At 70.0% G+C, this 23,020-nt stretch carries 17 protein-coding genes, 1 tRNA gene and 2 pseudogenes; 5 read left to right on the top strand and 15 right to left on the bottom strand.

Going from position 1 to position 23,020, the window contains the following annotated elements:
- Positions 1 to 237 precede the first annotated feature (237 nt).
- A pseudogene (locus BM140_RS08025) lies at positions 238 to 489 on the bottom strand (integrase core domain-containing protein); the annotation flags it as partial.
- 86 nt (positions 490 to 575) lie between these two features.
- Positions 576 to 1,739 (bottom strand): hypothetical protein, encoded by a 1,164-nt coding sequence (locus BM140_RS08020; protein WP_165616416.1) that lies wholly within the window; start codon positions 1,737 to 1,739, stop codon positions 576 to 578.
- On the opposite strand from BM140_RS08020, the gene BM140_RS08015 reads away from it, so the two are divergent.
- Positions 1,723 to 2,913 (top strand): recombinase family protein, encoded by a 1,191-nt coding sequence (locus BM140_RS08015; RefSeq protein ID WP_165616415.1) that lies wholly within the window; start codon positions 1,723 to 1,725, stop codon positions 2,911 to 2,913. The genes BM140_RS08020 and BM140_RS08015 overlap by 17 nt on opposite strands.
- On the opposite strand, the gene BM140_RS08010 is transcribed toward BM140_RS08015, so the two are convergent.
- Positions 2,884 to 2,960 (bottom strand) — tRNA-Arg (locus BM140_RS08010). The genes BM140_RS08015 and BM140_RS08010 overlap by 30 nt on opposite strands.
- A 489-nt stretch (positions 2,961 to 3,449) precedes the next feature.
- On the opposite strand from BM140_RS08010, the gene BM140_RS26685 reads away from it, so the two are divergent.
- A complete protein-coding gene (locus BM140_RS26685) occupies positions 3,450 to 3,647 on the top strand; it encodes a hypothetical protein (RefSeq protein WP_425287049.1) in 198 nt (65 codons plus the stop codon).
- 149 nt (positions 3,648 to 3,796) lie between these two features.
- On the opposite strand, the gene BM140_RS08000 is transcribed toward BM140_RS26685, so the two are convergent.
- From BM140_RS08000 to BM140_RS07975, 6 genes are all read right to left on the bottom strand, one after another.
- Entirely contained in the window at positions 3,797 to 5,542 is a 1,746-nt protein-coding gene (locus tag BM140_RS08000) for a methyl-accepting chemotaxis protein (protein WP_131803762.1), read from the bottom strand.
- A 591-nt stretch (positions 5,543 to 6,133) separates the two neighbouring features.
- Positions 6,134 to 7,189, bottom strand: coding sequence for an SLAC1 anion channel family protein (locus BM140_RS07995; protein WP_091943784.1), 1,056 nt, complete (start codon positions 7,187 to 7,189; stop codon positions 6,134 to 6,136).
- 42 nt (positions 7,190 to 7,231) lie between these two features.
- Positions 7,232 to 8,026 carry an SDR family NAD(P)-dependent oxidoreductase gene (locus tag BM140_RS07990; protein ID WP_091943835.1) on the bottom strand — a complete coding sequence of 265 codons (795 nt, stop codon included), beginning with the start codon at positions 8,024 to 8,026 and terminating at the stop codon, positions 7,232 to 7,234.
- Positions 8,027 to 8,139: 113 nt separating this feature from the next.
- The gene (locus tag BM140_RS07985; protein WP_091943782.1) at positions 8,140 to 10,362 is read right to left on the bottom strand and encodes a xanthine dehydrogenase family protein molybdopterin-binding subunit; all 2,223 of its coding nucleotides are present in this window, start codon (positions 10,360 to 10,362) and stop codon (positions 8,140 to 8,142) included.
- Between the two features lie 10 nt (positions 10,363 to 10,372).
- A complete protein-coding gene (locus BM140_RS07980; protein WP_091943780.1) occupies positions 10,373 to 10,819 on the bottom strand; it encodes a (2Fe-2S)-binding protein in 447 nt (148 codons plus the stop codon).
- A gap of 103 nt (positions 10,820 to 10,922) precedes the next feature.
- A complete protein-coding gene (locus tag BM140_RS07975) occupies positions 10,923 to 11,879 on the bottom strand; it encodes a GlxA family transcriptional regulator (RefSeq protein WP_091943778.1) in 957 nt (318 codons plus the stop codon).
- A gap of 179 nt (positions 11,880 to 12,058) precedes the next feature.
- Between BM140_RS07975 and BM140_RS07970 the strand changes: the two are divergent.
- A pseudogene (locus BM140_RS07970) lies at positions 12,059 to 12,775 on the top strand (transposase).
- A gap of 311 nt (positions 12,776 to 13,086) precedes the next feature.
- Here the strand turns inward: BM140_RS07970 and BM140_RS07965 are convergent.
- The 3 genes from BM140_RS07965 to BM140_RS07955 all read right to left on the bottom strand — a co-directional run bounded on the left by BM140_RS07965 (position 13,087) and on the right by BM140_RS07955 (position 15,920).
- Positions 13,087 to 13,578, bottom strand: coding sequence for an opioid growth factor receptor-related protein (locus BM140_RS07965; protein WP_091943776.1), 492 nt, complete (start codon positions 13,576 to 13,578; stop codon positions 13,087 to 13,089).
- A complete protein-coding gene (locus BM140_RS07960) occupies positions 13,575 to 14,585 on the bottom strand; it encodes an NAD(P)H-dependent glycerol-3-phosphate dehydrogenase (protein ID WP_091943775.1) in 1,011 nt (336 codons plus the stop codon). The genes BM140_RS07965 and BM140_RS07960 overlap by 4 nt, the downstream gene beginning before the upstream one ends.
- A gap of 165 nt (positions 14,586 to 14,750) precedes the next feature.
- Positions 14,751 to 15,920 (bottom strand): ceramide glucosyltransferase, encoded by a 1,170-nt coding sequence (locus BM140_RS07955; protein ID WP_091943773.1) that lies wholly within the window; start codon positions 15,918 to 15,920, stop codon positions 14,751 to 14,753.
- Between the two features lie 117 nt (positions 15,921 to 16,037).
- Here BM140_RS07955 and BM140_RS07950 point away from each other — a divergent pair, with 117 nt between their 5' ends.
- Entirely contained in the window at positions 16,038 to 16,931 is an 894-nt protein-coding gene (locus BM140_RS07950) for a histone deacetylase family protein (protein ID WP_091943771.1), read from the top strand.
- A 7-nt stretch (positions 16,932 to 16,938) separates the two neighbouring features.
- Here the strand turns inward: BM140_RS07950 and BM140_RS07945 are convergent, their stop codons facing one another.
- The 3 genes from BM140_RS07945 to tsaA all read right to left on the bottom strand — a co-directional run bounded on the left by BM140_RS07945 (position 16,939) and on the right by tsaA (position 21,431).
- On the bottom strand, positions 16,939 to 19,338 hold the full coding sequence (locus tag BM140_RS07945) for a putative bifunctional diguanylate cyclase/phosphodiesterase (protein ID WP_244535339.1): 2,400 nt from the start codon (positions 19,336 to 19,338) through the stop codon (positions 16,939 to 16,941).
- A gap of 4 nt (positions 19,339 to 19,342) precedes the next feature.
- Entirely contained in the window at positions 19,343 to 20,764 is a 1,422-nt protein-coding gene (locus BM140_RS07940; protein ID WP_091943767.1) for a cytochrome P450, read from the bottom strand.
- Positions 20,765 to 20,930: 166 nt separating this feature from the next.
- Entirely contained in the window at positions 20,931 to 21,431 is a 501-nt protein-coding gene (tsaA, locus tag BM140_RS07935; protein ID WP_091943834.1) for a tRNA (N6-threonylcarbamoyladenosine(37)-N6)-methyltransferase TrmO, read from the bottom strand.
- Positions 21,432 to 21,522: 91 nt separating this feature from the next.
- On the opposite strand from tsaA, the gene BM140_RS07930 reads away from it, so the two are divergent.
- Positions 21,523 to 23,010, top strand: a complete 1,488-nt coding sequence (locus BM140_RS07930) for an AMP nucleosidase (RefSeq protein ID WP_091943766.1) — start codon at positions 21,523 to 21,525, stop codon at positions 23,008 to 23,010.
- The last annotated feature ends 10 nt before the right edge of the window (positions 23,011 to 23,020 follow it).

Here is a 23,020-nt window from a genome sequence, read left to right as displayed (position 1 = left end):
CATCGGCGACATCTGCGGCTTGTTCGAGCCCCAGGAGTGCCGCAACTTCCTCAAGGCCAAGGGATATGCGTCCGATTAAAGGTTCGATGCTCTAGATTTCCTCAACAGACCTCGAATCAAATCTGAAATGTCATTTGCGCCTTCATTCTGCTGGCGCAGGATGTCGGCAAAGGCACTGACCTTGCCCCCAGTTTGACCTTGCCCCCTGTCAGCCCCCGTTCATAACCAGAGTTCGTTCTAGTTCTGGTCCTGCTTGGACCGAGTTGCAAACGCGTTCGGGGTGAGCCCGCCGAGGCTCGTGTGAGGGCAGCAGGTGTTATAGTCGACCCGCCACGCCTCGATGATGGTCCGGGCCGCCGGCAGGCTCTGGAAGAGATGCTCGTTCAGGCACTCGTCGCGCAAGCGCCCATTCAAGCTTTCGACGAAGCCGTTCTGCTGCGGCTTGCCGGGGGCGATGTAATGCCACTCGACCGCACGCTCTTCCTGCCAGTGCCGCTAGCGGATCAATTGTCGATGCGGCTCCGCTGCGACCATTGCACCGGAGCCTACAAAGAGGCTCGGCGAGCCCATCAGCCTCAGGTCGGCCCCGCGTCCTCTGGATCGTCGTCGTCCTCGTAGGCAGACGTGCCGCTGCTGCCGTCGTCGGGCATATCGTACAGGTCGCCCTGGTCGGATACCTCCATGGCGATTCCGGCCCCGAACCAGGGGCGCCCGGGCATGAGCGTGGTCAGCTCGGACCAGACAACGGCGGTCCTGCCGGGCGACAGAGCCTCCCGATACGCCGCTTGCAGGCGGTCATACGTCTCCTCGGCCTGCCGGGGCGTCGTCGTGCCAAGGTAGCCACCGGGTGCGACGGCCAGCACGCAGCCGTACCATTCGAGCAGGTCGCTCCAGAGATCGCGGCGGATGACTTCGCGTTCGATCGCCTGCTCCAGCGCCACCCGGCAGGCGGCCCCGTCTTCGGACCGGTACCAATCGGGCAGATGGTTCTTGAAAACGGGCGCTGCCCCGACGAGATCAGGATGAACGCTGGCCAGCCGTGGCAGGAGCTCGTTCAGGTCGAGGTGGTCGACATCCAGCGAGGCGAGCGGCCGATCGTACAAGGGGAAGCGCTCACGCACGCTGAGGGGTGGCTTGCCGACGTCGAGCCAGCTCGGTGCCGAAGCCTCGACCAGCGCGTGCACCGTCTCCGGATCCAGGACGGAATGCTCTGCTTCGGGATCGGCAGGCGCCGCCGAGGCCGTGTTCGGAAGTGCCGACCCATCCGCCGATTCCGGACCGTGCCCCTCAATGGCAGGGGAGGCCGACCCCTGCTCTCCGCTTCCCGGATCGGTCTCGTAATCGGGAAGCGTCGGCGTCTCCTCGCTTCCCAGATCGGATGAGGTTGCGACCGTCGTCCCGATGGGCGACGCCGCCTGCGCGCTCGAAACCGGGGCAGGCGCGGCCGCGTCGGGCTTGCCCGACGGATCCGCCGCCGCGGCATACAGATCCGCCATCGTCAGTTCGAGCAGGCAGGCCGCACGTCGTTGCCCGAGCTCTTGCATCTTGCGGGCGAAGGCCTGTGTCGCGGCCTCCTGGTCTGCCTCGATCACCGCGAGTTGCCGCAGTAGGCGGTTACAGCGGGCACGCAGCTTCTCCTCGCCCCAGACGTACGGTGCGTCGGGACGGGGCTGCTGGGGCTGCAACCCGAAGCGGGCGCGCAGGGCCTCGAATACCTCGCGGATGTCCGGGTTGGTCACTCTCCGCTTCTGGAACGGCTCGAAGGCGCCTTACGGCTACCGAACGGTCGAGGCCGGGCAGAAGGGCAGACGGACAAAGAAGGTCCTCGCCATCGATCCGGTCGAGGCCGAGGTGGTGCGGCTGATGTACCGCCTGATCGTCGAGGGCGATGGTCAGTCCGGTCCGATGGGCGTCAAGTCGGTCTGCACGTGGCTGAACGCGCGCGGGATCCTCACGCGCAAGCTCTGTCGTTGGGGGATCGGACCGCTGCACGACATCCTGACGCGGCCGCTCTATGCCGGAACCTACCAGTTCAACCGACGAGACTCGAAGACCCGGCAGCGCAACCCGACGAGCGAGATCGTCGAGGCCCCGGCACCGGCGATCGTCAGCCAGGAGCTCTACCAAGCCGTCCAGGACACCTTGCGCAGCCGTCGCCCGTCCGAGGCTTCACCGCCCGAGGTAACGGGACCGGTGCTGCTGACCGGCCTGGCCGTGTGCGGCCGATGCGGCGGGGGCATGACCATGGCCACCGGCACCTCCAGCACGGGCAAGGTCTACCGCTACTACAAGTGCTCGCCGCAGATGCGGATCGGCGAGAAGGCCTGCCGGGGCATGAACATCGGGATGGCCAAGCTGGACGCTCTAGTCACCACGGCGCTCGAGCAGCGGCTTCTGACCACGGAGCGCCTGCAGGAGATCCTGTCGGAGCTGGCGGCGCGTCGCCAGGCGCGGGTCGGCCCTGCCCAGGTGCGGATGCAGGCACCGGCAGATGCGATGACGGATGCGGGCACGCGTCTGAAGCGGCTCTACAGCTCGATCGAGGATGGGATCGCGGATGGTGCGGATCCGACGCTGAAGCAGCGGCTCGACAAGCTGCGCACCGATCGAGATCAGGCGCGGGCCGCGCTGGAGCGTTTACGCGAGCAGATCCGGGAGCCTGTGGCGATGGCATCCGAACGCGTCGCGACATTCGCATCTGAGATGCGGGCGCGACTGCGGGAGGGCGAGGTTCCGTTCCGGAAGGCCTACATCCGTGCGGTCGTCGATCGTGTGGAAGTACAGCCCGACGAGATCCGCATCGCAGGTTGGCGTGACGTTCTGGAAAGGGCTGTTGCGAACGGACTTGCCGCCGCTACCGGCGTTCGCAGTTCTGTTCGTGAATGGCGCACCCGACACGATTCGAACGTGTGACCTTTGCCTTCGGAGGGCAACGCTCTATCCAGCTGAGCTACGGGTGCTGAGCCGCTTCGTCAGTAGCCCAACTGGACCGCCCGCGCAACGCCGCTGAGCGGGAGAAATGAAAATCCTGACCGCTCAACGGGATGAACGCGTGGCCCTCCTCAGGCAAAGGTCACACGTTCGAATCGTGTCGGGTGGCGCGGGTTGGTTGAGGCGCAGCGGCTGTTAATGTGGGGGATCGCGGTTGCAGCGCTGATGCGGCGCACGGCGTGTGCCGCTGATGTGCCGGTCGAGCGCAGGGCAGAGTCTGGATCACAGAGGAACTCGGTCGCCGTGCGGCCCCAAAACCTTCGAAGATGAGTCGCCGCCGCACTGACGAGCGGGGTTTTCTGAGGAACGCTCGCCTCGAAAGGGGTCGGCGCGGCGCGGAACATGATGTCGTGGCAAGGCGACGATTTCCGAGGTCACCCCGCAGGACCCTCTACGCGCATTCCGCTCCGGGCCGACCATAAGCGGATTGGGAGCCATTGCCGGATCATCTCGCGGCTGTGGCCGCGAGGGCGGCGGCCTTCGCGAACTCCTTCGGCTGGGCCGAGACCGCCCGCGCCGCCGGGCTCCTGCACGACATCGGCAAGGCCTCGGCCGAGGTCCAGCCTATCTGCGCGGCCAGGGGCCGAACCGCGACCATTCCATCGCCGGGGCACGGGTGGGCGCGGCGCTCGACCCGACTCTGCTCGGGCGGCTGATTGCGGCGATCGTCGCGGGGCATCATGCCGGGCTGAGCGACGGCGCTGACCTCGACCGCCGGCTCGATCCGTCCCATCCGATCCCCGATGGACCGGCCCCCACGGGATGGTCCGCGTTCGAAGTCAGTACAGGGTCATCTCCGGCAAAGTCAGGCGCGGTAGGCCATGCGCAGGCCGCCCCAGTGTCGGCCGGCCACGCGGATCGGCGCGTCGACCTCCTGCATCATGACCGTGCGCCCACCGAGGTCGCGGGCGTAGGACTGGACGAGGAAAGGCTCGGTGTTGCGGGCGGCCATCAGGCCCGCCCGGTCGTCGAAGATCCGGCGATTGCGGCAATGGGCGTTATTCCAGTCGGGTTCGCCCCGGCGCTGCCGATGCGAATAGGCACGGTTGTGGACCGGGAGGTAGCCGTTACGGTCCACCGCCACGCAGAAGACGAGGTCCGCATCCAGCCCCAGCAGTCGCTCCTGGATCGGCGGCAGCAGCCGATCCAGCGCGGGCACGGCCGCGGTCAGGTGCTGCTGCGGATCGGTGCCGGGCACCGCCTCGTAAGCCACGTCGAACAGGGCCGCCTCGGTGAGCTGACCAGCCCGGATCGCCGCCTCCAGCGCGGCGGCGATCTCGGCGGCGGCGGCTTCGGCCCGCTCGCCGCGCGGGCGGTTCTTCCGGTCGAGCGTTTCCGAGAGTGCGTCGACCCGGGCCGCGTAGGCGCCGTCCGCATTCTCCGCGCACAGGTGCAGGCCGAGGCGGCTCCGAGCCACCACCCGGGCCTCGACCTCCCCGAGTTCCGCGATGTCGAGCTTCAGCACCTGACCGGGGCCGGCCTCGATCTCGGCCTGCGGCGTCACCAGAAGGCCGTTGCGACTGACATCGACCGTGCGCGCGGGCACGCTTGCGGCAGCGCCCTGGCGGATCCGCGCCGCCAGGGCGACGGGCAGCCGGAGATCGGCGCGGCGGTTGCCGAGTTCGTTGTTGCGCAGCACGACGAGGAAACGGCCGAGCAGGCGGTCGATCGTCTGCGAGGAGGCGTCGGCGGCGCGGTTCACGTCCGCGGCCGCCTGTGCCTCCCGCTCGATCGCCTCGGTGCTACCGACCACCTGGGTCACGAACCGGGCGACCGACTCGGCCGAGCGCCTCAGCTCGGCCGTCGAGGCATTCTGCTGCTCGACGGCTGCGACCACCTCGACGAAGCGTGGGCCGACCTGCTCGACGAGCCGGGCAGCCTGCTCCACCGCATCGGCCGAGCCCATCGCCTCGCCCTGAAGCGTCTCGATCGTATGCCGGATCCGGTCGGTGGCCCGCGCCGTCTGCCCGGCGAGATCCTTGACCTCCTGGGCCACCACGGCGAAGCCGCGCCCGTGCTCGCCCGCGCGAGCGGCCTCGATCATGGCGTTCAACGCGAGCAAGTTGGTCTGGCGCGTGATGCCCGCGATCAGGTCGATGATCGTGCCGATCTCGTCCGAAGAGGCACGCAACTGGCCGATCCGGGCCTGAACCTGCCCGATGACGGCGGTCACGCCGTCCAGAAGCCCGGCCGCGGCGTGAATCTGAGCGCTGATGCTGGCGGCGGCGGCCGTCAGTTCTTGGGCGGAGCCCGCGAGCAGCCGGGCCGTTTCGTCGACCGTGCGCGTCTCCGTCACCAGGGCGTGGGTCCGTTCACCGATGCCCGCGAGCGAGGCGTTCGCCTCGACGACGGCACGCCCGACCTCGGCGGAGGTCGTCTGCACGGACCGGACGAGGAGATGCAGGTCGGCCTCGATCTGGTCGATGATTGCGCCGGGGCGTTTCCCGGGCGCGACGACCGGCGCTTCCGGCTCGGGCGCGGATGCGGGATGCGGGTCGGGCATGGACCGGGACGGCGCGGTGGCGCGCTTCGACACTGCAAACTTATGCATGTAGCCCAGCACCGCGCTCGCCTCACCCGTTCGTATTTTTCAATGATTTCGATCAATACTGCATTTTAGCAATGAATGATGTATTAATTTGAGGCCGACTAGGCCAGCTGGATCGAGCACCAAACTTGATCAGCCGTTCGGCCTAGTCATCAGCCGGGAACACCATTCAGGCAGCCTCCGCCCATGTCACGCTGAGCCGGACGATCGGTCCACGATCGAGTTGATCCGTCGCAGCAAACTGCAGGCCGATCGCGCCAGCTTCGGCATGGGCCACCGAGGCGCGGCGGCTGCGTCCGCCCCAAGCTCGACCGTAAGCCCGGTTCCGGCGCGGGGGACGCCGAACGTGCCCGCCTCGCCCAAGAGGCAGGAGGCAGGATGCGCCGAGGATAGCTCGACGAAGCTCATAGACGCAGAAAGCACTACCTTGCCGAACAGGCAGATCTTCTATGAATTTGCCCTGCCAATACCTGAGATTGAGCATCTTTTTGCGCAATGATAGACCGCAAGATTGACCGTGATCTGAGAATTTTGCTTCTGCCCTCCCTCACAACGCGCGATTTGCTGACCTGAATCAATTAAAATGATCGATCGTCACTGCGCCAGCGTGCGAAGCTCTCCACGGAAGAGGCCGATCAGGGTCCGGGCGAGCAGCCACGCGACGATCAGAGTCGTGAGCGCCAGCAGGCCGAGTGCGAGAGCGTCGATTGCAGGTCCGGGCTGAACCGTCGCGATGCGCAGAGCGGCGACGGACGCGGCGGCGAGGGGGAAGCTTACGCCCCACCAGGATACGCGAAACGGGCAGGCCCGGCCGAACCGGGCGAGCTTCGGCAGCAGCACGGCGAGAAGAAAGAGTGCGACCGCGAAGAGCGACTTCGCGAAGAGGTCGATCCCGCCCGTCGTCGCCACATAGGCCGAGAACCCGACCGCGAAGGGCGCCACGAGGATCAGGAGCGACGGCTGCAACGCGGCCGGCAGCGGCGTTTCGAACAGAAGGCGCGAGAGGATCAGCGTGAACAGCGGCAGCGCGAAGAACAACCCCACGGCCAGCCCGAAGATCATCACCCCCGGCATCGGCGGCAATCCGAGCCCCGGAAGGGCGAGCGGCACGTCGAGGAGGCCGACGACCGGCACGATCCAGGCGGGCGTCGCATGGGCGGCCTGTTGCCGGTCGCTGAGCCATCGCGTCACGATCAGCCACGCGAAGAGGGCCATGCCGACGGCGCCGACGATCCACAGCACGCGCGCCAGCGTCAGGCTCAGGGGCGCCAGCGGGATCGGCAGCAGGAGCAGGCTGATCAGCGGCGTACCGAACAGGTTGCCGGCGATGGGGTGGCGGAACTCGGCGCGCACGGCCTGCGGGGCGACGCAGGCCTTGGCGGCGTAGCCCGCCGCGATCGCGAGGAAAGCGACGCTGGCGACGACGCCGACGGAGGGACCGATCCAGGGTGGCGTCCCGTATCGAGCCTGCGCCAACGTCCAGGCGACGCTCAGGCCCGTCAGCCCCATCACCGCCGCGAACAGGCCGACAGGCAGCGCTTCGACCTGCCGCCAACCACCCGGCAGCGGTGCTTGGTCCGAGGCTCGATGGGCCGTCAACGCGGCTTCGGAGGCCGGAGCGCTCGGCGCATTCTCGACGACCTGCAGCATCGACCGTCTCCCCCTCACGCAGGCTCCCGAACGCCTCGCCTGTCAACCGACATGATAGCGGGCGGCAGGCATCCGGTGGGAGAGGTTCGGACCGAGGTGGAACCGGGCTGCCTCGAAGGTCTGCCAGTCGGCCATGTCCGGGAGCGAGGGAAGGGTGACGATCTCGCCGACGTCGAGGCCGGCGAGGGCCGCCGCCACGAGGTCGCCCGCCTCCATGATCATCGCCGCGGGGATCTGCCCGATATCCGCGCCGGCCCGATCGAAGAATTCGGTGCGGGTGACGCCGGGCAGCACGGCCTGGAGGCGCACGCCCTTGCCGCCGAGTTCGGCCGCGAGCCCCTGCGTCAGTGCGAGGACGAAGGCCTTCTGCGCGGCATAGGCGGCGTTGAAGCGCTCCGGAATGAGGGCGACGGCCGAGGCGATGTTGACGATGGCGCCGCCGCCCCGGTCGGCGAAGGCGCGCGCCGCCGCGAAGGTCAAGGTCTGCAACGCCCGGACGTTGAGGTCGAGCATGCCATCGTAGAGCTCCGCCGGACTGTCGAGGGACGGTCCCAGCGGCCCGAGCCCGGCACCGTTCACGAGCAGACGCAGATCCGCATCCGTGGCGACGCGGTCCCGCACCGCGGCGAGGTCGGACGGTCGGGTGAGGTCGGCGGCCATGACCTCGACGGCGACGCCGGCCTCCCGCCCGATGCGCTCGGCCGCCGCCCGCAGCCGGGCGGCATCGCGCGCGACGAGGACGAGGTCGTGGCCTCGGGCCGCCAGCCGGTCGGCGTAGACCGCGCCGATGCCCGAGGAAGCGCCCGTGACGAGCGCCGTGCCTGCATGCGGTGTCATCGTGGATTCCCAGAGCATCGGTCCGAAAGGTGGCCGCCGGCTTTCGGAAAAACCGATGCGGCACAAGAACCGAGCGCACCGTCCTGGATACGATATCCAGGACGGTGCGCTCGTCAGGCGGCGGAGAGCTTGGTGTTGGCGATCGGCAGTGCGCGGATGCGCTGGCCGGTCAGCGCCGCGATGGCGTTGAGGATTGCGGGCGGCACGCCCGGAAGGCCCGGCTCGCCGACGCCGCCCATCGGCGCGCCGCTCTCGACGATGCGCACATGGACCTTCGGCATGTGCTCGCGGCGCAGGACCGGATAGGTGTCGTAGTTCTGCGATTGCCGCACGCCGTCGCGGTAGACGATCTGCTCGAACAGGACCGAGGACAGGCCGAGCACGGCGGCCGATTCCACCTGCGCCTTGACGATGGCCGGGTTGACGATGCTGCCGGGGTCGAAGGCGATCCAGAGATTGTGGACGCGGGCCTCGCCCCCCTCCACCGAGACCTCGGCGATGGTGGCCGTCTCGGATCCGAACGGCGAGGCCATGGCGAGACCGCGCGCGCGCATCCCGCCTTCGCCTTCATAGGGCCCGCGCCGCCAGCCGCCGGACATCTCGGCGACCGTCGTGAGGAGGGTGCGGTGCCGTGCGCTGCCGCCGAGCAGCGCCATGCGGAGCGCGAACGGGTCCTGCCCGCCGGCGCCCGCGACCTCGTCCAAAAAGCTCTCGTAGAACGCGTCGTTCATCGAGTGCCCGACCGAGCGCCAGAACGCGATGTTCACCGGGTGGGCGATCTTCGTGAAGGTCATGCGCCGGTTGGGCACGGCGTAGGGCTTGCCGACGATACCCTCGACCGCGGACGGATCGACCGGCGTCTGCATCATCATGCTGAAGTAGCGGCCGATCGGGCCCTCACCCACCGTGCGCACTTCGAGCGCCGTCGGCTGGCCCGCGGCGTCGAGGGCGGCGCGGAAGCGGCTGAAGCTCAAGGGACGCACCGCGTCGCGGGCGAACTCCTCCTCACGCGACCACAGCACCTTCACGGGGCGCCCGGTGGCCTTGGCGAGCAGGATCGCCTGCGGGAACGGGTTGCCGGCCTCGTAGGTGAAGTGGCGCCCGAAGAAGCCGCCGAGCATCGGCGAGTGGATGCGCACCTGGGCCGGCGGCAAGCCGGCGACCTTCGCCGATACCGCCTGGAACACCTCGGGCATCTGGTTCGGGAGCCAGACGTCGAGGGTGCCGTCGGGCTCGAAGCGCGCGATGGAAGAGGGCGGCTCCAGCTGGGCGTGGGCGAGGTAGGGGGCCTCGTAATCGGCTTCCACCACCTTGGCGGCTCTCGCGAAGGCGCCGGCCACGTCGCCCTGTTCCTCGGCCACGTGGCCCGGATCGGCGGAGGCTTTGAGGGCCGCGAGCATGGTCTCGGAGGAGAAATCGGCCGCGACCGTGTCGATGCCGCTCGGCTTCGCCGCCGACCACTCGACCTTGAGCGCCTCGACGGCCTTGCGCGCCCGCCACCAGCTGTCCGCCGCGACGGCCACCGCTCCCGGCAGGCGGTGGATCGAGTGCACGCCCGGCATGGCCTTGACCTCGGCCTCGTTGGCGAGGCGCGTCGGCTCCGTGCCGAGCCGGGGCGCGTGCTGCACGGCAGCGTAGAGCATGCCGTCGACCTTCTGGTCGATGGCGTAGACCGCCCGGCCGGTGGACTTGTCGCGGACGTCGAGCCGGGGAACCGGCTGGCGGATGTAACGGAAGTTTTTTGGGTCGCGCAGGGGCACAGCCTCGTTGGGCTTCAGCTTCAGCGCGTCGGCCGCCAGCTCGCCGTAGGGCAGCGCGCGGCCCGTGGCGGCGTGCAGCACGACCCCGTCGCTCGTGGTGAGTTCGCTATCCTGCACCTTGAGCCGGGCGGCGGCCGCACGGATCATCAGGTCGCGGGCGGTGGCGCCGAGGCGGCGCATGGTTTCGTAGCTCGACCGGGTCGAGAAGCTGCCGCCGGTCATGCGGATGCCGTTCACGACGGCGTAGTCGGGGCCGGGCGGGGCGCATTCCACGACGAAGCGGGAGGGCGGCACGTCGAGTTCCTCGCCGACGATCTGCGCCATACCGGTGGCGATGCCCTGGCCGCCCTCCACGAAGGGGCTGAGCAGCTTGATGGTGCCGTCCGGGTGGATCTCCAGAAAGGCGGCCACCCGCGTCCCCGGCTTCGGCGCCAGCGCGCCGGCGCCCTCGGCGGGACCCTGCGCTTCCGCACGGGCGAGGCGCACCGGAAGGACGGCGCCAAGCACGAACGCGCCGCCAATGGCCGTCAGGAAGGTGCGGCGCGACGGAGACGCGCCAGGGAGAAGCGGGTGCATCGCGAACTCCTCAGGCGGCGGCCTGCCGCACGGCGGCGGCGATGGCATTGTAGGTTCCGCAGCGGCAGAGATTCGTCATCGCCTCGGCGATGTCGCCGTCGGTCGGATGCGGCGTCTGCTTCAGCAGGGCGGTGGCGGCCATGACCTGGCCGGATTGGCAGTAGCCGCATTGCGGCACCTGCAGCGCCACCCAGGCCTCGACGACCTTCCGGCCGATCTCGTCCTGCTCGATCGCCTCGATCGTGGTGACGACTTGATCACCGACGCTTTCCAGCGACACCTGGCAGGAGCGCGTCGCCTGCCCGTCGAGATGAACGGTGCAGGCCCCGCATTGGGCGATCCCGCAGCCGTATTTGGTGCCGGTCAGCCCGAGCGTGTCGCGCAGGACGAAGAGCAGCGGCGTATCCGGCTCGGCATCGACGGCGTATTGGCGACCGTTGATCGTCAGGCTCACCATGGCCGCGGCTCTCCGACAGTAAGCAGCCCCCAGGGCCATGCTTACGCAGAGGTTTCGGAACGGCCTACGTCATAATTGCCACGTTTTCGGACATGCCGGCGGGTCACACGACGGCGAGCGGTCCGGCCGCTCGACGAATCGCCCGCGGAACGTCGCCCTGGACGCGAAGGAAGGCCCGGCGCATCCGCTCGCGATTGGCGAAGCCGGCGGCGTCGGCGATCTCCTCGATGGGCAGGCGGCTCTGCTCCAGCAGGTGCTTGGCAGCCTCGACCCGCATCGCCTCAATCGCCTTGGCCGGCGATACTCCGGTCTCGGCCCGGAAGGCCCGCGTGAACTGGCGGGGACTGAGACAGGCGACCGCCGCGAGATCTTCGGTGGTCAGCGGGAGCCGTAGATTCTGCCGCGCGTAGGCGAGGACGCTCTGGATGCGGTCGCTCGGCGCATCGAAGTCGAGGAGTGCCGAGTGCTGGGCTTGTCCCCCGGCCCGCCGACGCTCCATGACGAGCCCCCGCGCCACGGTTTGGGCCACCCCGCGGCCGAGATCGCGCTCGACCATGCCGAGGGCGAGATCGATGCCGGCCGACATGCCGGCGGAGGTCCAGATGTTGCCGTCCGCGACGTAGATCTTGTCGATATCGAGCTTGCAATCGGGATAGCGGGCGCGGAACTGCGGCGCGTAGTGCCAGTGCGTCGTCGCGCGCCGTCCATCGAGAAGACCGGCCTCGGCCAGGATGAAGGCCCCGAGACACAGGCCGGCCAGCCGCCGCGCGGAACCGGCCGCCTCCTGCACATAGCCGAGAAGGTCCGCACTCGGCACCGGGATACCGACCCCGGCCGCGACAAGGATCGTGTCGAAGGCGGACGAATCGCCCAGCCGCTCCGTGTCGATACTGGGCCCCAACCCTGAACGAACGAGGCCACCGGTCTCGGAGAGGACACGAACGTCATAGGCCGGCTCGCCGGTGTATTTGTTGGCGACTGCGAAGGGCGAGGTCGCCGCCAAGCCCATGAAATCGAAATCAGGGCAAATCACGAGACCAATGCGCCGGACGCCAGCCATCGATGTCCTCTCCAGCCCGCCTGCCTAACTCCGAGTTCTACATCAGGCGATAGCCGAGCCGGGGCAAGCAGGGCGGCCGAAAACGAGGCATATTCGTCCAGGGCCAGCCCCGCCCGATGGCCTGCTGCCGGTTTCCCGGACACCCGGTTTAGGTGAGATGGTGAAGCCGGAGGTACTCCATGCAGCGTCGCAAGTTCGGACGTGAGTTCAAGATCGAGGCGGTCCGACTGGTTCGGGAACGCGGTGTCAGTGTTGCGCAGGCGGCGCGCGACCTCGACGTTCACGAGACGATGCTGCACCGGTGGGTGAAGCAGGCGGCGGCCGATCCCCAACACGTTTTTCTCGGCCAGGGGCAGATGAAGCCCGAGCAGATCGAGATGAATTTCGCCTTCATCGCAAAGCATCGCGCTGTCTGGCAGGTCGCGTGGATGTGCGCGGCGCTGAACGTGTCGCGCTCTGGCTTCCACGCGTAGCTCACCCGGCAGCCCAGCCAACGCGCGCGGGACGACGGAGCCATCCTGAGCAAGGTCCACGCGAGCTTCGTGGCCAGCGACCGCACCTACGGCGCGAGGCGCGTCTGGTATGACGTGCTCGCCGAGGGCGTCTCGTGCAGGCTGCACCGCATCGAGCGATCATGCGCGAGAACGCCCTGCGGGCACGGCCACGCCGACGTGACCTGCTCGATGAGCCGGTCGGGCAACGTGTGGGACAACGCGGCGATGGAGCGCTTCTTCTCGTCGCTGAAGACCGAGCGCACCGCCCGGCGGACCTACCGCACGCGGGATGAAGCCCGTGGGGACGTGTTCGATTACATCGAGCGCTTCTACAACCCGGCGCGGCGGCACTCGACTCTGGGCTACCTCAGCCCTGTCGAGTTCGAAAACCGTGCCCAATGAGCTTAGGACGGTGTCCACCAAACCCGCAGCAGCCCAGCCAGAGCCGCCCGTCTACAGAACTCGACGCACCGAACCGCACATATCCGCCCCCGGCTGATCCTCTCAATCAGCCAGGTCCATAGCCAGCCGGTCAGGTCAGCACCTACAGGGTGGCTCAGGTTCAAGGTCATTGCAGGGGTGGCCTTGGCTTTACGGATCGCTTGGCCGGTGGAGCCGGTCGGGTGAGCACAGCCGGCCAAGTCCAGGGCAATCGAAGCGGCGCGTCGGCGCGCGCCCTCGATCTCGTCGCCCCGACGAATGCGCCAAGAGCCTCATGAACTCAGGATACGTTCCCGTGCGCAATCAGCGCTCTCAACAGCCCGCTGCCAGAACACGAGGCTGTCGGGGTTCACGGGCGAACCCGCCGCCTGAACCCTTCGCATCACCGCCTCATGAAAATCCCGCGCAGCGTCGCGGCCGATCAGGTCGCGGAGCGCCGTGAGGATGCGGGTGATGCGCAGGTGGTTGTGATCGTAGGCGCGCAGCCAGCCGTCGGTGGCCTCGTAGAAGCGCGCCATCCGGGCGGTCGCCGCCCTCAGCCCGTCGAGGGCCGCCGGGTCCGCGCGGATGGCCTCGGCCTCCGCTTGCGTCAACACTGGAGCGCCGGGGACGACGCGGCTCGCCTCGGGGAGCGGAAAGCACCACTGGATGAAGTCGTGGACGCCCTCGATGCGGGCATCGTCGAAGGCGAGCACGTCGGCGAGACGCCGCCCGGCGCCGTCGCGGCCGTGGCCGGCGAGGAAGGCGTGGATCCTGTCGCTCACTCGACCTCCCCCTTGAGCGGGCGCGACAGCAGGCGGCTCATGGCGGCGTCCACCGTGAGATCGCCTGCGACCACCGCGGCCACGGCCTCGGCCACCGGCATCTCGACCTCGCGGGCGCGGGCGAGGCCGACGAGGGCGGCGGCCGTGAAGGCGCCTTCCGCGAGCTTGCCGCCCGCCGCCTCGTCGGGCGTGGCGCCTCTTCCGAGCCGTTCGCCGAAGGCGAAGTTGCGCGATTGCGACGAGGAGGCGGTCAGCACGAGATCGCCGAGCCCCGACAAGCCCATCAGCGTCTCGGCCCGGCCCCCGTAGGCGCGGGCGAAGCGCATCAGCTCGGCGAAGGCGCGGGCGATGAGCGCGGCCCGCGCGCTCTCGCCGAGGCCGCGGCCGGCGACGATGCCGGAGGCGATGGCGAGCACGTTCTTGCCCGCCCCGCCGATCTCGACGCCGCGCACGTCATCGGTGTGATAGAGGCGGAAGGCCGGGCCCGAGAGCAGGCCGGACAGGCGCGCGGCCTCGCGCCCGTCGGCGCAGGCGAGCGTCACCGCGGTCGGCAATCCCCTGGCGACGTCGACGGCGAAGCTCGGCCCCGACAGCACCGCGACCGGGCGATCCACCCCGATCACCTCGGCGGCGACCGCGCTCATGAAGCTGTCGCTGCCGCGCTCGATCCCCTTGGCGCAGAGCACGATGGGGGCGTCCGGCCGCAGCACGGGGGCGAGCGTCCCGAGCACGCCGCGCAGGGTCTGGGCCGGGACGACGAGGAGGACGGTGCCGGCCTCACCGAGCGAACCGATCTCGTCGGTCGCCCGCACGCCCTCGTGCAGCCCGATGCCCGGCAGGTAGCGCGCATTGGTGCGGCTCGCCTGCATCCGCGCGGCGGCCTCCGCGTCGCGCAACCAGAGCGTCACCGGATGCCCCGCGGCGGCGGCGGCGTTGGCGAGCGCCGTGCCCCAAGCCCCGCCGCCGATCACCGCGACGCCGCGCGCTCCGTCCGATGCCTGCCCCATCCCGCACTCCGCCGGCAATTCTTGGAGGGGGCCGTCGGCGCGACGGCCCCCGTACCGGAGCTAGATGTGCGTTCCCCGGGCCTTGTCTATCCGAATCCGGAGGGGGCGGCCCGAATTCGGGGGGGCTCATCCGGATCCGGATCGTCCCCGAGCACGCAAAAAAAATTAAGCCGCGGCGGTCGGGCCCGTCTCCAGCGGCGCGGCCTCGCGGGGGCGGATGTCCATCGGGTTGCCGCGCCAGACGATGGCCGTACGGCCCCAGGCGCTGACCCAGACCGCCGGCAGCAGCGCGTCGCGCACGAGGAAGGCCGGCACCAGAAGCGGCGAGCGGGGCCAGCCGGCCCGGACGGCGAGCGCGTACTCGGCGCCGTACCAGAGCGCGCCGGCACCTGCGAGCAGGGCGCTCGCCTCCGCGCTGCTGATGGCGAGCGCCGCGAGCGTCAGCGGCAGCAGGGGGGCGATGCCGATCTCGGGGGCGAAGAACAAGGGGAAGGTGACCCGCCGCAGCCGGGCCCAGCGCACCTGCCGCGACCAGACCTCGTTGAGGCTGCGCCGTCCGAGCGGCTGGCGGAACGGCGCGGCGACGAGATGGACCCGGCAGCCGGCGGCGCGCACGAGCTTGGTCGCCGCCGCATCCTCGGCGATCTCGGCGTTGAGCGCGCGGATGCCGCCCCGCGTCTCGAGGAACGGCTTGTTCCACAGCATGCTCTTGCCCTGGGCAAAGCCCAGGCCCAGGGCCTCGCCGGCATATTGCCAGCGCGCCTGGAGGGTGTTGAGGAAGGCGCATTCGACCAGCGCGAAGAACCCGTCCGGCCGGTCGCCGATCGGCGTCGAGCAGACGAGACCGGTGTCGGGCCGCCACGCCGCCTGCATCTGCTGGATGTAGTCCGCTGGCATCATCACGTTCGAATCGGCCAGGATCACCCAGTCGTGGGCGGCCGCGTCCCAGCCGCGGACGCAGTTGTTGAGCTTCGGGTTGCCGCCGAGGCGCTCGTCGCCGAGGATCAGCCGCGAGGGGATGTGCGGGTATTCCGCCCGCATCCGTTCCAGCATCGGCAGGATCGGGTCGGCGGCATCGGCCACGCAGAAGATCAGCTCGTAGGCCGGGTGATCGAGCCGGAAGCTCGCCCGCAGGGTCTCCTCGCTGAAGGCCTCCAGGCCGCGCAGCGGGCGCACCACCGAGACGGGGGCGTTGGCCGGAAACGCGGAGGAGCGGCGCCGCCGCCCGATGCGGAGCATCGCCACCGCGAGGCTCGCGAGGTTGACGAGCACGAGCGCGAGGGCCGCCCAGAGGACGAAGCTCGCGAGCGTGCCGCTCTCCGGCAAGGCGACCATACGGGGCGTCTCCGAACGACGTGATGCGGCATCGGGCGCGAGGGCGCGCCCCTTCACGGCCCTAGCAGCGCCGCCGTATCAGGCGTGTGACATCGCAAGCTGCCCGAAGGCGCCTCCTTGCCGCCGATCGTGTTCCATCCGGCCTACGAGGCCGCCCTGCCGGAAGGCCACCGCTTTCCGATGCAGAAATATAGCCGGCTCGCCGAGATTCTTCGTGCGCGCGGCCTGGTGCCGGACGGCTTCGTCACGCCCGAGCCCGCCGACGCGGCCCTGCTCGCGGGCGCGCATGATCGGGCTTACGTCGAGGCGGTGCTGACCGCGCAGGTGCCGCGGGCGATCGAGCGGGCGATCGGCCTGCCGGTCACCGAGGCGGTGGTCGCCCGCTCCCGCGCCTCGTCGGGCGGCACGCTCCGCGCCGCGCGGCTCGCGCTGGAACACGGGCGGGCGGGCAGCACGGCGGGGGGGAGCCATCACGCCCGGCGTAGCGGTGGGGCGGGCTTCTGCGTGTTCAACGACGTGGCGGTGGCGGCCCTCGCGCTCAAGCGGGAGGGCCGCATCCGGCGGGCGCTGGTGGTCGATCTCGACGTGCACCAGGGCGACGGCACCGCCGATTGCCTCGCCCGCGAGCCCGACCTGTTCACGCTCTCGGTCCATTGCGAGCGCAACTATCCCACCGACAAGGTCCCGGGCGACCTCGATATCGGTCTGCCCGACGGGCTCGGCGACGCCGCTTATCTGGCGGTGCTGGAGGCGCGGCTGCCGCCGCTGGTCGAGGGGTTTGCGCCCGACCTGATCTTCTACAATGCGGGGGTCGATCCCCACCGCGACGACCGGCTCGGCCGGCTCGACCTCACCGACGACGGGCTTGTGGCCCGCGACCGCTTCGTCGTCGGGCTCGCGATGTCGAAGAAAATCCCGCTCTGCGCGGTGATCGGCGGCGGGTACGGCCGCGATGTCGACGCTATCGCGGCGCGGCATGCCTTCGTGTTCGAGGCTATGGCGGCGATGTGAGCGCGTTTCAGGCCGCGCTCGCCTGCGGCGGCGGCCTCCGCCCGCCCTTGAGCGGGATGCTCTCGATCAGCCCCGGCACCTCGCGCGCGGGCTGGGCCGGGCTGTAGAGGAAGCCTTGCGCGCTGTTGCAGTGCTTGAGCCGCAGCAGCTCGGCCTGCTGCACCGTTTCGACGCCCTCCACCGTCACGTCGATGGAAAGGTCGCGGGCGATGACCATGATCGCCTCGATCACGGTGAGGCATTCGCGGCGGTGGATCAGGTCGCGCACGAAGGCACGGTCGATCTTGATCTTGTCGACGGGAAACTGGGTCAGGTAGCTCAGCGACGAGAAGCCGGTGCCGAAATCGTCGAGCGCGATGCGCACGCCCAAGGCCCGCAGGCGGCGCAGGTTCTCGATGACGTTGGGCGTGTTGCCGAGAAAGATCGTCTCGGTGATCTCGATCTCCAGGCGACCGGCCGGCAATCCCGTCGCCTGCAACGCCGCCTCCACCTCGCCGACGAAGCCCGGCAGGCGGAAATGGATCGATGAGATGTTGACGGCGACGCGCAACCCCTCGGGCCAGCCCGTCGCCTCGGCGCAGGCTTTGCGCAGGGCCCAGCGTCCGATCTCGATGACGAAGCCGGTGCTCTCGGCGATCGGCACCGTTTCGGCCGGCGAGACCGCGCCCTCGCCGGGCCGGTTCCAGCGCAGGAGCGCCTCGAAGCCCACCACGCGCCCGTCGTCGCCGAGGCTGACGAGCGGCTGGTAATGCAGCGCCATCTCGCCGTTTTCCAGCGCCGGGCGCATCGCCGCGTCGAGTTCGCGCTGGCGCTGGGCCCGGCGCTCCAGGCTGGCGTCGAAGGCCTGCCAGCGTCCCTTGCCGGCTTCCTTGGCGGTATAGAGGGCCAGATCCGCCTTGCGCAGCAGGCTCTCGGGATCGGTGGCGTCGCGCGGGGCGTGGGCGAGGCCGACGCTGACGCCGATCTCGGCGCGCACCCCGTCGATCCAGTACGGCTCGCCGATCGTGGTGACGCAGGCCTGGGCCAGAGCTTCCGCCGCCTCGATGGGCCCCCGGTGCAGGATCGCGAACTCGTCCCCGCCCAGCCGGAAGCCGTGGGCCGACGGCTCCGCCGCGGTGATCGCGCGGATGCGGTCGGCCACCTGCCGCAGCAGGGCGTCGCCCGCGCCGTGGCCGGCGCTGTCGTTGACGAGCTTGAACCCGTCGAGGTCGAGATAGAGCAGGCTCTTCGTCCTGCCGCCGGGCTGCGCCGCCGCGCGGCAGGCCGTCTGCGCGATCTCGTGGAACACCGCCCGGTTCGACAGGCCGGTCAGCGCGTCGCGGGTCGCGAGAAAGGCGATCCGCTCCTCGGCGGCGCGGCTCGCGGTCACGTCCGAGCCGACCCCGCGGAAGCCCGCGAACACCCCGCGCCGGTCCTGGAACGGCTTGCCGCTGAGCCGCAGCCAGCGGATGCCCTCGGGGCCGGCGAAGGCGACGAGCCGCTCGCGGAACGGTTCGCGACCGGAGAGGCACGCCAGAATCTCGGTCGCTCCGTCCCCTTCCGGCTCGTCCTCCTCCCGCGCGGTGCCGCCGAGCAAGGCCGCGAGGCTCGTTGCATGCAGCTCGTCCTCGGTGCGGCCGAGCGCCTGCGCCATCCGGGTCGAGACGTGCTGGAACCGGCCCGCTTCGTCGGTCTCCCACAGCCAGTCGCTGGTGTTGGCCTCGAACTCGTTGAGCAGGAGACCGATGGTCTGGCCCTGATCCTCGACGCGCACGCGGTCGTGGATGCGCTCCCGCGACAGCCGGCTCATCCGCGCCACGCTGGCGAGCACGAAGATCGCGTAGACGACGAGCAGCACGCCGATGCTCAGCGCGATCGCCTCGCCCGAGCGGGCGAGCCCGACGAAGCTGCCGAGGATCAGCGGCACCGCGAACAGGAACGAGACCGAGAGCAGCGGCCCGACCACGTAGGCGTCCGAGATCAGCCCGGCGGCGGTGGCGACGATGATCAGGCGCTGGTCGTCGCTGGCGGGCGCGAACAGCATGATCGGCATCGTCGCCCAGGTCAGCCCGAGGGCCAGCGCCAGCCCGGCCGCCATGCGGTAGCCGCGCGCGACGCCGATTTCCGACACCCCGTCCGCATAGATCCGGCGGTAGAGCCGGTTGGTATAGAGGGTCAGCCCGATGATCGCCGTCACCACGACGAACAGCCCGGCGAGGTAGACCCGCGAGGCGGTGTCCCAGAACAGGATCGGGATCACCACCGCCACGGCGAAATGCGTCACCGCGGAGATGTTGGCGAGCTTCAGGGTCTCGTCGAGGAGGTCGGTGCGGATCTGGTGCCGGTAGCGCTCCGGCGGCGCCTCGGTGACGGCCCAGCCCAGCCGGCGCGCGAGCCAGCCGTCCCCGTACTCGGTGCTCTCTCGCACGGCGTCATCCGGCATGGCGCGTCACCACACGCATGGGCACTCCGCCCCGCGGCCGCAGGGTGACGCGGAACTGCGCCTCCGGCATCTCGGCCCGTTCGGGAATGAAGTGCAGGGCCGGCAGGAGGGTCGCCAGCACCACGAGGCATTCGGTGATCGCCAGCCCCATGCCGATGCAGACCCGCGGGCCGGCGCCGAACGGCAGGTAGGCGTAGCGGTCCCGACTCGCCTGGAGCGCCGGAGCGAAGCGGTCGGGATCGAAGATGTCGGGCCGGTCCCACAGGCCGCGATTGCGATGCAGCGCGTAGACCGGCACGTGGACCGACTCGCCCGCCGGAATCCGTGTCTCGCCGAGCCGCACCTCGGCGGTCGTGCGGCGCACGATCAGCGGAGCGGGCGGATAGAGCCGCATCGATTCGAGCAGCACCTGCTTCGTGTATGTCAGGCGCTCGATCCCGTCCGGGGTCTCGGCGAGGGGCGAGCCGAGCCCGGCGATCTCGGCCAGCATCTTCGCTTCCACCTCGGGACGGTCGGCGATCAGCCGCAGGGTCCAGGCCAGCGCCAGCGCCGTCGTCTCGTGGCCGGCGGCGACGAAGGTGAGGAGGTTATCGATCAGCGCATCCTCGGGCAGGCCGAGGCCCGTCTCCGGATCGCGCGCCTCGAGGAGCGCCCCGAGCAGGTCGCGGCCAGGCTCGCCGCGGGCGCGGCGGCGGGCGACGGTGCGGGCGGTCTCCTGGCGCAGGAAGCGCGCGGCGGCCGCGCCCCGGCGCGCGCCCGGATGCGGCACCCAGGCGGGCGCGCCGAGATGGGCGAGGGCGATCTTCCATTGCGTCTGCGAGAGGTAGTCGTCGATCGCCCGGCCGAAGGGGCCCACCTCCATCTCGGAATCGCCCGAGATCATGGTGGCGACGATGATCTCGAAGGCCGTGCGCATCAGCTCCGGCAGGATGTCGGCGGCACGAGCGCCCCGGGCCTCTCGGGCGTCCTGAGCCGCAGCCGCCTGCCAACGGGCCCGCCCGGCCTCCGCCGCCGCGGCGATCGCCGGAACGAAGCCGCGGATGCGGTCGGGCCGGAACATCGGCGCCGCGGTCCGGCGCTGTCCGCGCCAGAAGGCGCCGTCCGCCGTGAGGATGCCGCGTCCGAGCGCGGGCGCCAGCGCCCGCAGCATGAAGGTCTCGCGCTCCAGCGCGTCGGCCTGATCGACCAGCAGGCTGCGGATCAACGCCGGCTCGCAGACGAAGGTGGTGCGCTTGCCGAGGAAGCGGGTGGCGACCGAGGGCTGCGCGTAGACCTCTTCGGGCCATGCCTCGATCATGCTGTGCAGCATGGTCGCCAGCAGGGGCGGCACCGTCAGGGCTTCGGTGAACGCGTCCTTCAGCGAGGGCGGACGCTGATCGCACAGCCGGAATGTGGTCGATACCGATGCCATCGCTCTCCTCGACGGCATTCAGTAGCTGCCCCAAACATAAAGAATGTCTTAATCGGCGTTATTCTTCGACTATGATGTTGGTGATCGACTGTTCTTCCGCAATGTTAACCATCACATGATGGTTCGGTCACGGATTGTTCGGGCCGCGCCCGAGATCATCGGTTTCTCAAACCTTGGCGGCCGTGCCGGCGCGGTCGACCCGTGCTTCCGGCCGGCTGTCGGTCGTGGCGTAGTAGGGCTTGATGTCGAGCAGCGGCGTGCCGTCGATGCAGTCGAGGCCGCGCACGCGGAGCGTGCCTTCGTCCACGCCCAGCAATTCGACCACCGAGAGCGCGATCGGGTTCGGGCGCGCCGGCGAGCGCAGCGAGAAGGTGCCGCGGCTGCCCTCGGCGTGGCGCGGCTGCTGGCGCACGAGGTCGCGGGCGGCCCGGTCCATCCAGTAGAGCACGATCAGGTGGGTCGCCCCGGTCACGTTCTGGAGGCCGGGGCGGTAGGCCGGATCGACCTCGAGCGTACAGACGGCGTCGGTCTGGCGCCCGTTCTTCGGACATTCGGCCCGGCTGCCCCAGGGCGTGCGGACCCTCCCGATGAAGTAGAGCCCGGCATCGTAGCGCTCGGGCAGCGCGACGGTCTCCTCGCCGGGGCGGCGCTCGGCTTGCTCGTGCATCGCGTCGTGATCCTTCCGCATTCCCGAACCGGCTTGCCCGCCGCCGCGCTCGCGCCGATGTAGAGGCCGCGACAGTCGAAGAGGAGGGGGCATGGTCAGCGACGAGTTGCGGCCGATGGAGGCGATCGCCGATCCGGAGGAAGCCGTCGCGCGGCTGGAGACGCTGCATGCGGGCGCGACGCGGGCGCTCCAGACGGCACTCGCCCGCTACCTCGACACCCGCGCGCCGCCGAGCCCGGCCGAGCGGCTGCAATTCCGCTATCCCGAACTGCGCCTGACCTATCGGCCCACGGGGCCGCTGCCGCGGCTGGAGCGGGCGACCGCCAAGTTCCAGGCGCCGGGGGTCTATTCCACCACGGTGACCCAGCCGGGCTATTTCCGCCCCTACCTGCTGGAACAGCTGCGCCCGCTGGTGCGCGATTACGGCGCGGCGATCGAGGTCGGGCTCTCGGCCCAGGAGATTCCCTATCCCTACGTGGTCGAGCCCGGGACCGATCTCGGCGGCAGCGGCGCGAGCGCCAGCGACCTCGCCGCCTTGTTTCCCGTGCCCCTGCTCTCGGTGGTCGGCGACGAGGTCGCCGACGGGCTGTGGCGGGAGGAGCCGGGCGAGCCGCGTCCGCTCGCGCTGTTCGACGGCATCCGCACCGATTACTCGCTGCGCCGCCTCGTCCATTATACGGGCTCGGACTGGAGCGAGATCCAGCCCTGGATCCTGCTCACCAACTACCACCGCTACGTCCACAACTTCGTCCGCCACGCCCTCGAGCGGCTGGCGGCGGGGGAGGGCGAGCGTCTCGTCCTGCCGGGCGGCGTGGTGGTGCGGCAGGCCGATGCCGCGGGCGCCGACCCGGAGGCGCTGATCGCCGCCTCGCCCTGGCACCGCTTCCAGATGCCGGCCTATCACCTCGTCGCCCGCGGAGCCGACGGGGCGCCCCAGGGCACGACGCTGGTCAATATCGGCGTCGGCCCCTCCAACGCCAAGACGATCACCGACCATCTCGCGGTCCTGCGCCCGCATTGCTGGCTGATGGTCGGCCATTGCGGCGGGCTTCGTCAGTCGCAGACCATCGGCGACTACGTGCTGGCGCACGGTTATCTGCGCCGCGACCGCATCCTCGACGACCTCGTGCCGCCCGACATCCCGGTGCCCGCCCTGGCGGAAGTGCAGATCGCCCTGCAATCGGCCGCCGCCGCGGTGACCGGCGAGCGGGCCGAGGCGCTCAAGCGGCGCCTGCGCACCGGCACCGTCGTGACCTACGACGACCGCAACTGGGAGCTTCGCTTCAGCCAGGAGCGGCGGCCGATCAACCTGTCGCGGGCGATTGCCGTGGACATGGAGAGCGGCACCATCGCGGCCCAGGGCTTTCGCCTGCGGGTGCCCTACGGGACCTTGCTCTGCGTCTCCGACAAGCCGCTCCACGGCGAGATCAAGCTGCCGGGCTCGGCCAGCGCCTTCTACGAGCGGGCGGTGGCCGAACACCTGAAGATCGGGCTCGCGACCCTCGACACCCTGCGCGCAGACCGGGCGGGGCTGCACTCGCGCAAGCTGCGGAGCTTCGACGAGCCGCCGTTCCGGTAGGAAGGCGACC

The organism is Methylorubrum salsuginis, from assembly GCF_900114375.1.
Classification (GTDB): Bacteria; Pseudomonadota; Alphaproteobacteria; order Rhizobiales; family Beijerinckiaceae; genus Methylobacterium; species Methylobacterium salsuginis.
This window is presented reverse-complemented; position numbering and strand designations above follow the sequence as displayed.

Bases quoted from the DNA above. Each gene is read 5' to 3' on its own strand.
- BM140_RS07930 (WP_091943766.1), top strand. From the start codon at position 21,523: ATGGTCAGCGACGAGTTGCGGCCGATGGAGGCGATCGCCGATCCGGAG.
- BM140_RS07995 (WP_091943784.1), bottom strand. From the start codon at position 7,189: ATGCTGCAGGTCGTCGAGAATGCGCCGAGCGCTCCGGCCTCCGAAGCC.
- BM140_RS08000 (WP_131803762.1), bottom strand. From the start codon at position 5,542: ATGCATAAGTTTGCAGTGTCGAAGCGCGCCACCGCGCCGTCCCGGTCC.
- BM140_RS07975 (WP_091943778.1), bottom strand. From the start codon at position 11,879: ATGGCTGGCGTCCGGCGCATTGGTCTCGTGATTTGCCCTGATTTCGAT.
- BM140_RS07990 (WP_091943835.1), bottom strand. From the start codon at position 8,026: ATGACACCGCATGCAGGCACGGCGCTCGTCACGGGCGCTTCCTCGGGC.
- tsaA (WP_091943834.1), bottom strand. From the start codon at position 21,431: ATGCACGAGCAAGCCGAGCGCCGCCCCGGCGAGGAGACCGTCGCGCTG.
- BM140_RS07960 (WP_091943775.1), bottom strand. From the start codon at position 14,585: ATGGGGCAGGCATCGGACGGAGCGCGCGGCGTCGCGGTGATCGGCGGC.
- BM140_RS08015 (WP_165616415.1), top strand. From the start codon at position 1,723: ATGTCCGGGTTGGTCACTCTCCGCTTCTGGAACGGCTCGAAGGCGCCT.
- BM140_RS07955 (WP_091943773.1), bottom strand. From the start codon at position 15,920: ATGGTCGCCTTGCCGGAGAGCGGCACGCTCGCGAGCTTCGTCCTCTGG.
- BM140_RS07985 (WP_091943782.1), bottom strand. From the start codon at position 10,362: ATGCACCCGCTTCTCCCTGGCGCGTCTCCGTCGCGCCGCACCTTCCTG.
- BM140_RS07940 (WP_091943767.1), bottom strand. From the start codon at position 20,764: ATGGCATCGGTATCGACCACATTCCGGCTGTGCGATCAGCGTCCGCCC.
- BM140_RS07980 (WP_091943780.1), bottom strand. From the start codon at position 10,819: ATGGTGAGCCTGACGATCAACGGTCGCCAATACGCCGTCGATGCCGAG.